This window comes from Kribbella sp. NPDC054772, from assembly GCF_053611945.1.
The window spans coordinates 316,903-325,141 of sequence record NZ_JBSHBJ010000005.1 but is presented as its reverse complement, the minus strand read 5'-3'; the positions used below and the strand labels follow the sequence as shown (position 1 = coordinate 325,141).

The following is an 8,239-nucleotide window of genomic DNA, read 5'->3' as shown; positions in this document are numbered from 1 at the left end:
GCGGCCCCCCGCCCCCCCCCCCGCCGACCCCCCCCCCCGGGCCCCCCGCCCCCCCCCGCCGGCCCCCCGGGGGGGGGGGGGCGCCGGCCCCGCCCGCGACGACGTGATCGGGCAGCCGGAACACCGCGTTGTCTGCGATCGGCCCGAGCAACTCGATGCCGCCCGGATCCAGATCGAGGCCGACGGCCACCGCCTCAGCCGCCGCGAACGCCGACGAGCGCCCAACGGTTTCTGCCATGCCGAAGTCTCTCATCTGGTTCTGCTCCCGCCGCGGGATCGTCGACGGTTCTAGGTGAGCAGGGTGATGCGGTTCAAGGGGGAGGGGGTGATGAGGGGGTTGGCGCGGAGGTAGTCGATGAATTGTTCGTGGTCTCGGCCGTTGCGGTGGGGGTTGGTGAAGGTGTTGAGGGCGGGGTAGCCGTCGGCGCCGATCAGGGTGTAGGCGAGGCCGGCTACTCGGTAGGACTTGGTGGGGTCGAGCGGGGCGCCGTCGATCTGGAAGGCGGCGGGGTCGACGCGGTCGCCGATCGGGCGGCGGGTGTCGAAGGTGGCGCGGACGTTGGCGGAGAAGTTCAGCGGGCCGTACTTCACGGTCCCGTCGGCGGCCTGCTGCCATTGCTGTTCGAGGGCGTCGTGGATCTGCTGACCGGTGAGTGTGACGGTCAGGATCGGGTTCTCGTAGCCCAGTTGCGAGTACGCCTCGCCGTACAGGATGACGCCGTCGGCGTCGTACGAGTTGCTGCCCTTGGCGTAGCGCAGGGTGCCGGCGACCGCGTTCGAGCCGGTGATCGGCTTGGCCGCCACGAGGGCGAAGTCGACCGGCCCGTTGCGCCGCGCCGACCAGTAGCAGAGGTCGGCGCCGAGATCGCCCATGCTGCTCTCGCCGGCGGCCGACAGGGTGGGGGTGAAGTCGGCGGTCAGGTGGCCGGCGACGGTGCCGTAGCGGCGCTCGCCGAAGGCCGTCCAGTAGTCGACGATCCGGGCGATCCGCGGGTCGGGCGTCACGTCGAGGGTGACCGGGTGGTTGGTCGAGACGGTCAGGTCGCGGACCACCTCACCCGTCCGCGGGTCCAGCTTCAGGGTGATCTCGTTGATGATCTGCCCGGCGTGACCCGCCTCGACCATCGGCCGCGGTACGCCGTTCGGGTCGGGGAGCATCGCGTTGAACCACCAGTGCCAGTGCCCGGTGACGATCGCGCAGATGTCCGGACTCAGGTCCGCGGCGAGCTGGATGGCCGGGCCGGTCGCGAGGTTCGCGCCGTTGATCGGCGCGTGCCAGTTGTCCGCCTGCTGCGCGCCGTCGTGCACGACCACGACCAGCGCGTTCACGCCACGCCGCTTCAGGTACGCCGCCACTTGGTTGCCGGCCGCAGCGGTCTCGATACTGGCGAGCGTCGGGTTGTACGAGCTCGAGCCGGTCGGGGTGTTCGAGACGGTCAGGTGGATGAAGCCGATCGGGTAGCGCCGCCGCCCGTCGGTCACCCATTCGATGTTGTACGGCGCGAACACCGGCCGGCGCGAACTCCGCCAAAGGATGTTCGCGGAGTAATAACCGAACTTGATCCCCTGGTACCGCCGCCCGGTCGAGTCCGGGAAGCTCGAGTCGCGCCCCGGCGTACCGACGGGCTTGCCGGCCATCAGGTGGTCGATCAGGTAGTCCACGCCGTAGTCGAACTCGTGATTGCCGAGCGCGGAGAACTGCAGCCCGAGCGCGTTCAGCACCTCGATGGTCGACTCGTCGGACAGCATCTTGTTGTCCAGCGGCTGCCCGCCACAGAAGTTGTCGCCGGCGCTGAAGAAGATCGAGTTCTTCGCCGCCCGGATCGCCCGCAGATGCGTCGCGAGGTACGCCGCTCCACCCACGTGCAGGCTGACTTGCCCGTCCGGGCCCGGCAGGAACCCGTCGGCCTGCGCTGTCGGCGTCCGGTTGTTCCCGTGGAAGTCGGTGATGTTCAGCAACTGGACATCGATCAGCTCCGGCGCCCCGGGCCGCCGCGCCGCCTCACTCGCGTACGCCGGTACGCCCAACCCGACCGAAGCCACCGCCGCACCCGCACCGGCCAGTACCGACCGCCGTCCCACCGTCCGTTCCACAGCGCCACCCCCTCTCGATCCCGGTCAGATCCAGACGCTATGCAACTTTCTGCCCGTTTCGGCACCCGAGGAAACAGAAATTTACGAACCGTTCCCGGCGAGATCATCCGAAAGGAGGAAATCCGGGCGAGAACGCGAAAGGTCCCGGTCGTGATCGACCGGGACCTTGTCTGTGCGCGAGGGGGGAGTTGAACCCCCACGCCCTTTCGGGCACACGGACCTGAACCGTGCGCGTCTGCCTATTCCGCCACCCGCGCGCAGCCGCCTGGATTGCTCTCCTGGCGACGAGAAGGAACAGTAGCACGGGTTGTGCCGGAGCTTCACATTGCGGGTTCGGTCGAACCTCCCGATACGATCGATCGTCGTACCCGGTGTGTCCGCCACGACCGGTGGACAGATTCGGCGTACCGACTGTGGAGGAGGAGGCGTGCGACCGCTACAGCGCTTCGAGCGACGCCTGGAAGGCATTGTCAGCGGTGTCTTCGCGCGCGCTTTCAAGGGTGATGTCGAGCCGATCGAGCTGGCCGCGGCACTCAAGCGTGAGATCGACAACACCGCGCGGATCCTGTCCCGGGACCGCCGGCTGGTGCCGAACCACTTCACCATCGAGCTGGGACCGGACGATTTCGAGCGGCTGAACGCCTACGGCCGGACCCTCAACCACGAGCTCGCGAACGAGCTGCGGGACCACGCGGACATCCAGCGGTACACGTTCTCCGGGCCCATCGACATCGAGCTGGTCCAGCACGACGAGCTGCCGACCGGTAAGTTCCGGGTGGTCAGCGCCACGGTCGGCACGCCCCAACGCAAGCCGGCCTACGAGCCCCAGCCCTACCAGCAGGAGCCCTACGTGCCGCCGAACGAGCCGGTCGTGCAGAGCCCCCCGCCGTACCAGCAGCCGCCGATGCCGCCCCAGCAGGCACCCCAGCAACCGCCCCCGCAGCAGGCGCCGCGTCGCGGCCACCCGCAGGTGATGCTCGAGGTGAACGGCCGGCGCCGTCCGGTCAACCCGCCCGGCGTGGTGCTCGGCCGCGGGACCGACGCGGACATCCAGATCAACGACCCGGGCGTCTCCCGGCGGCACGCGGAGATCCGGCTGATGCCGGAAGGCCCCGGCGGGATCCGGGTGGTGCTGGTCGACCTCGGTTCCACGAACGGCACGCTGGTGAACGGCCGCCGGAGCGCCGAGGCGGAGTTGGTGGACGGCTCGACCGTCCGAATCGGCAACACGACCATGACGCTGCGTCTCGCGGACGAGCCGATGGCCCAGCCGCCGAGCAGCGGGTGGTGACAGAAAGTCCATGTCGGAACTGACCCTCACCCTGATCAAACTGGGGTTCCTGGCCCTGTTGTGGATGTTCGTCCTCGCGGTGCTGTCCGTGATCAGGTCCGACCTGTTCGGTGCCAAGGTGGACAGCCGGATCGCGGCTCCCGCCGTACCGCAGGCGTCCCGGACGCCGAAGCCCGCCAAGCCGGCCAAGAAGCGCAAGGGCCTGCCCGGGTCGGTGACGATCGCGGACGGTCCGCAGGCCGGGGTCGGTGCGTCGCTGGCCGAGGAAGCCGTGATCATCGGCCGCGGGTCGGACTGCCAGATCCGGCTGGACGACGACTACTCCTCCACTCGGCACGCCCGGGTCTTCCAGTCGGAGGGCCAGTGGTGGGTCGAGGATCTCGGCTCCACCAACGGCACGTACCTGGACGGCGCCCGGGTGACCCGCCCGGTTCCGGCCGAGATCGGCGGATCGATCCGGATCGGCCGGACGACGCTGAACATCGCGAAGTAGGCCTGCCTCGATGACCCTGTCGCTCGACTACGCCACACTGTCCGACGTCGGACGGGTGCGCCGCAACAACGAGGATTCGGCGTACGCCGGTCCGCATCTGCTGCTGCTCGCCGACGGAATGGGCGGCGCCGCGGCCGGTGAGGTGGCCAGCGCGGCGGCGGTCCAGGTGATCCGGCGGCTCGACACCGCCGAGATCGGCGGCGAGGACATGATCGAGGCGCTGGCCGGCGCCGTACACCGGGCGAACGAACGGCTCTCCGAGCTGGTCGAGGAGGACCCGGAGCGCGAAGGCATGGGCTCGACCGTGACCGCGCTGATGTTCGACGGCAAGCAGCTCGGGATGGCGCACCTCGGCGACTCCCGGGCGTACCGGATGCGGGACGGCCAGCTGTACCAGCTGAGCCACGACCACACCTTCGTGCAGTCACTCGTCGACGAGGGCCGGATCTCCCAGGAGGAGGCCTTCACGCACCCGCACCGGAACCTGATCCTCCGGGTGCTCGACGGCCGTCCGGACTCCGACCCGGACCTGCAGATCCTCGACGTCCAGGCCGGCGACCGGCTGATGCTGTGCAGCGACGGCCTGCCGGACTACGTGAGTGACGAGGTGATCACCGCGTCGATGGCCTCCGGTACGCCGGACTCGGTCGTCGTCGAACTGATCACGCACGCGCTCGAGGCGGGCTCGAACGACAACGTCACCTGCGTCGTCGCGGACGTCGTCGAGGCCGAGCCTGCGAGCGGCGCCCAACCGCAACTGGTCGGCGCGGCCGCCGAGCTGGCCCAGGGCAGCACCGGCCGCGGCGAGCCGACGGTCGCGCTCCGGACCGGCGCCGAGAGCGGCCCGGGCGGTGGCGGCGGGCACGGTCCGGGCGTCGACCCGGAGGAGCTGCGGTACGCGCCGCGGCCGCCGAAGCGGTTCCCGTGGCTGCGGCGGATCGCCGTACTGGTGGTCATCCTCGGTCTGATCGGGGGCGGCGCCTGGTACGCGTACAGCTGGACCCAGAAGCAGTACTACGTCGGCACGGACGGCGACTACGTGGCGATCTTCAAGGGCGTCGAGGCGGATCTTCCCGGTCTGGCGCTGTCGAAGGTCTACGAGCGGCAGGCGCTACAGGTCGACAAGCTCCCGACGTACAGCCGGGAGCAGGTGGAGGGCAACATCCAGGCGGACAACCTGGCCGGCGCGCGATCGATCGTGGCCGAGCTGCAGCAGACCGCGGCGGCCTGTGCCGCCAAGGTGAAGCCCACACCGACCCCGAAGCCGAGTACGCCGGTCTCCAAGCCGCCGGTGTCGAAGCCTCCGGTCACCGTGCCGCCGAAGACCACGCCGGTCACCAACGTGCCGACAACGCCGAGCACCTCGCCCTCGCCCGGCGCCGGGGTCGACGCGGATGATTGTGACGGGGTCCGATGACCGAGCGGAGCGAGGGCATCAAGACAACACAGCGTGCTCGTGCCTCATCGGCGCCCGGAGCGAAGCGAGGACGTCGATGAGCATCGCGTCGACGTCTGTCATCCAGATCATCCCGCGCACCCGGCGCGGGGTGGAGTTGCTGCTGCTCGTGATCGCGGTCGCCGTCTCGGTGGGCGCGTACGTGAACATCGGCCTGACCGTCCAGAACAAGATCCCGGCCAGCACCGGGTACTACGCCGCCGGCATCGGGCTGCTCGCGCTGATCGCCCACCTCGCGCTGCGGTACCGAGCGCCGTACGCCGATCCGGTCCTGCTGCCGTGCGCCGTGCTGCTGAACGGGCTCGGCGTCGCGATGATCCACCGGATCGACCTCGGCCTGGCCCTGCTCCGCGAGGCCAAAGGCCTGGCACCCAAGTCACCGGCCGCGCCACAGCAGATCACGTGGACCGCGGTCGGCGTCGTACTGTTCCTGGTCGTGATCCTGGTGGTCCGCGACCACCGCCGGCTGCAGGCGCTCACCTACACCGCCGGCCTGGCCGGTCTGGTGCTGCTGGTGCTGCCGCTGGTCCCCGGCCTCGGCGTGAACCTGAACGGCGCCCGGATCTGGATCCGGCTGGCCGGCATGTCGTTCCAGCCCGGTGAGTTCGCGAAGATCTGCCTGGTCGTGTTCTTCGCCGGCTATCTCGTGGTGAAGCGCGACGTCCTGACCCTGGCCGGGCACCGCTTCCTCGGGCTGGACCTGCCGCGGGCCCGCGACCTCGGCCCGATCGGGATCGCCTGGGGCGTCAGCCTGGGTGTGCTGGTGTTCGAGAGCGACCTCGGTTCGTCGCTGCTGTTCTTCGGCCTGTTCCTGTTCCTGCTGTACGTGTCCACCGAGCGGGCCGGCTGGCTGATCATCGGTGGTCTGCTGTTCGCCGGCGGCGCCTTCTTCGCGTACGCGACGTTCGGCCACGTCCATCGCCGGATCACCGACTGGCTGGACCCGTGGGCGATCGACGGCGGGCAGATCAAACTCGGCCTGATGGGCCAGACGTGGGGCGGTGTCCTCGGCCGCGGCCTGGGCCAGGGGCACCCGGAGGCCACGCTGTTCGCGCAGAGCGACATGATCATCTCGTCGTTCGCCGAGGAGCTCGGCCTGACCGGCCTGATCGCGATCCTGCTGGTCTACACGCTGATCATCGAGCGCGGCCTGCGCACGGCGCTCGGCTGCCGGGACATCTTCGGCAAGCTGATCGCGACCGGTCTGGCGATGTCGTTCGCGCTGCAGGTGTTCGTGATCGTCGGCGGTGTCACCGCACTGATCCCGCTGACCGGTCTGACCACCCCCTTCATGGCCCTGGGCGGTACGTCGCTGGTCGCGAACTGGGCGATCATCGCGCTGCTGCTGCGGATCAGCGACCAGGCCCGGCGGCCGCAGACACCGGCCGCTCCCGTGTCCGACGAAACGATCGCGATGGCGGTGCAGAAGCAGTGAACTCGGCGATCCGACGACTGGCCGTGGCGGCGATCATCCTGATGCTCGCGCTGATGGCGAACTCGACGTACCTGCAGGCCTTCCGGGCCAACGAGATCAACGGCCGCAACGACAACAACCGGGTCCGCGACTCGCAGTTCTCGGTGAACCGCGGCCCGATCCTGATCGGCAGTACGCCGGTCGCGCAGAGCAAACCGTCGAACGACCGGTTCAAGTACCAGCGCACCTACGCCTCCGGCCCGGTGTACGCTCCGGCGACCGGGTTCTACTCCTACCTGTACGGCCGCGCCGGGATCGAGCTGACGATGAACTCCGAGCTGAACGGCTCGGACCCGTCGATGGCATTCCGCCGGATCATCGACGTGATCAGCAACCGGCCGCAGCAGGGCGGCAGCGTGACGCTGACGCTGAACGCGGCGGCCCAGCAGGCGGCGTACAACGGGCTGGCCGGGAAGACCGGCGCGGTGGTGGCGATCGAGCCGAAGACCGGGAAGATCCTCGCGATGGCCAGCCGGCCGTCGTACGACCCGAACGTGCTCGCCTCGCACGACGCCCAGAAGGTCGGCGCGGCCTGGAAGATCCTGAACGCCGACGCGAGCAAGCCGCTGTCGAACCGGGCGGCGCAGGAGCTCTACCCGCCGGGGTCGACGTTCAAGCTGGTGACCGCGGCGGCCGCGCTGTCCAGCGGCAAGTACACGCCGGAGAGCAAGGTGAACTCGCCGGCCCAGCTGCCGCTCCCGCAGACCACCGTTCCGCTGGTGAACGAGGACGGCAAGAACTGTGGCGGCAGCAACTCCGCGACGCTGACGGTCGCGCTGCGGTACTCCTGCAACACCGCGTTCGGCACCGTCGGGATGGCGCTCGGTCCGGACGCGCTGCGCGAGCAGGCCGCGAAGTTCGGCTTCGGTGCCCGCCCGCTGAGCGAGCTGCCGAGCGTGGCCACCAGCCAGTTCCCGGGTGACCCGAACGAGCCGCAGACCGCGCAGTCCGCGATCGGCCAGTTCGACGTCCGGGCGACGCCGCTGCAGATGGCGATGGTGGCGGCCGGCATCGCGAACAAGGGCGAGGTGATGAAGCCGTACCTGGTTCAGAGCGTGAAGACCCCGGACCTGAAGACGGTCTCGGAGACCAAGCCGGAGTCGCTGCACCAGGCCGTCACCCCGGAGGTGGCGTCCCAGCTGACCGCGATGATGGTCGACGTCGTCAACAACGGCACCGGCAAGCCGGGCCGGATCAACGGCGTCCAGGTGGCCGGCAAGACTGGTACGGCGCAGACCTCGAAGGACCGCCCGCCGTTCGCGTGGTTCACCGCGTTCGCGCCGGCCGACGACCCGAAGGTCGCCGTCGCAGTGCTGATCGAGAAGGCCGACGTCGCCCGCGACGACGTGGCCGGCGGCAAGCTGGCCGCTCCGATCGCCAAGCAGGTGATGGAGGCGGTGCTCGGCCAATGAGCGCGATACGCAATGATTC

At 69.6% G+C, this 8,239-nt stretch carries 6 protein-coding genes and 1 tRNA gene; 5 read left to right on the top strand and 2 right to left on the bottom strand.

The window, feature by feature from the left end:
- Positions 1–288: 288 nt before the first annotated feature.
- Positions 289–2,094 carry a bifunctional metallophosphatase/5'-nucleotidase gene (locus tag ACWGID_RS11940; protein ID WP_452196426.1) on the bottom strand — a complete coding sequence of 602 codons (1,806 nt, stop codon included), beginning with the start codon at positions 2,092–2,094 and terminating at the stop codon, positions 289–291.
- Positions 2,095–2,267: 173 nt separating this feature from the next.
- Positions 2,268–2,351: transfer RNA gene (locus ACWGID_RS11935), tRNA-Leu, on the bottom strand.
- Between the two features lie 170 nt (positions 2,352–2,521).
- Here ACWGID_RS11935 and ACWGID_RS11930 point away from each other — a divergent pair.
- The 5 genes from ACWGID_RS11930 (at position 2,522) to ACWGID_RS11910 (ending at position 8,220) form a co-directional block, all read left to right on the top strand.
- Positions 2,522–3,385 carry an FhaA domain-containing protein gene (locus ACWGID_RS11930; protein ID WP_452196425.1) on the top strand — a complete coding sequence of 288 codons (864 nt, stop codon included), beginning with the start codon at positions 2,522–2,524 and terminating at the stop codon, positions 3,383–3,385.
- Between the two features lie 10 nt (positions 3,386–3,395).
- The gene (locus ACWGID_RS11925; protein WP_452196424.1) at positions 3,396–3,878 is read left to right on the top strand and encodes an FHA domain-containing protein FhaB/FipA; all 483 of its coding nucleotides are present in this window, start codon (positions 3,396–3,398) and stop codon (positions 3,876–3,878) included.
- 10 nt (positions 3,879–3,888) lie between these two features.
- Positions 3,889–5,295, top strand: a complete 1,407-nt coding sequence (locus ACWGID_RS11920) for a PP2C family protein-serine/threonine phosphatase (RefSeq protein WP_452196423.1) — start codon at positions 3,889–3,891, stop codon at positions 5,293–5,295.
- A 76-nt stretch (positions 5,296–5,371) separates the two neighbouring features.
- Positions 5,372–6,769 carry an FtsW/RodA/SpoVE family cell cycle protein gene (locus ACWGID_RS11915; protein ID WP_452196422.1) on the top strand — a complete coding sequence of 466 codons (1,398 nt, stop codon included), beginning with the start codon at positions 5,372–5,374 and terminating at the stop codon, positions 6,767–6,769.
- Positions 6,766–8,220 (top strand): peptidoglycan D,D-transpeptidase FtsI family protein, encoded by a 1,455-nt coding sequence (locus ACWGID_RS11910; RefSeq protein WP_452196421.1) that lies wholly within the window; start codon positions 6,766–6,768, stop codon positions 8,218–8,220. Before ACWGID_RS11915 ends, ACWGID_RS11910 begins: the two co-directional genes overlap by 4 nt.
- Positions 8,221–8,239: the final 19 nt, after the last annotated feature.

What these genes read in the sequence shown, in the direction of transcription:
- ACWGID_RS11925 (WP_452196424.1), top strand. Translation starts at nt 3,396, where the DNA reads ATGTCGGAACTGACCCTCACCCTGATCAAACTGGGGTTCCTGGCCCTG.
- ACWGID_RS11920 (WP_452196423.1), top strand. Translation starts at nt 3,889, where the DNA reads ATGACCCTGTCGCTCGACTACGCCACACTGTCCGACGTCGGACGGGTG.
- ACWGID_RS11915 (WP_452196422.1), top strand. Translation starts at nt 5,372, where the DNA reads ATGAGCATCGCGTCGACGTCTGTCATCCAGATCATCCCGCGCACCCGG.